The organism is Bartonella sp. AC130YNZD, assembly GCF_042196865.1.
GTDB lineage: Bacteria > Pseudomonadota > Alphaproteobacteria > Rhizobiales > Rhizobiaceae > Bartonella.
Window position 1 is genome coordinate 1 of record NZ_JBHIQZ010000192.1, and the last position, 539, is coordinate 539.

Here is a 539-nt window from a genome sequence, read left to right on the forward strand (position 1 = left end):
AAGGTTTCTTGAGACAGATATCATTGGTTCTGGAACACCAATACCTCTTAAATTTTTTAAAGTAAACGAAACAAAACGCGGCGTAACTTACACACTGTTTGGAAAAAAAGAAAGCTTACCCCATGGTTTTATAAGGGGGGCAGTTTTCCAAAGCGTGTTGAATTAAAAAAGCTGAATGGTAATGTATTTCAAAGAGCGGATGGAGATCAATTCCCCATTGCAAAACAAGAAGGACCATCAATTGCTAAAGTGATGTCTAAGCCAGAAATTGCAAGTGCTATTGCACAACATGCCAATGAAAGATTAACCAAAAACATACAGAGACAACTTGCTCGTCAAGAATACGCTGCTAATAAAAAAGGCTAGATCATGTTCTCACGCTTTATCTATGTCTTACATATCCTTATGAGTTTAGGCATTACATATTCTTATTGCAATTTTAAAAAAGATCATCATTTATGCTTTGTTTTTTTCATAAAAAAGTCAATAAAATCAATTCAAAAGGTACTTCCCAGCGGGTTGGCTTCGTTGCGGGGCAG

At 36.0% G+C, this 539-nt stretch carries 1 pseudogene; it reads left to right on the forward strand.

The annotated features are described in order from the left end of the window. Positions 1–366 (forward strand): annotated as a pseudogene (locus ACFINU_RS10410) (hypothetical protein); the annotation flags it as partial. Positions 367–539: the final 173 nt, after the last annotated feature.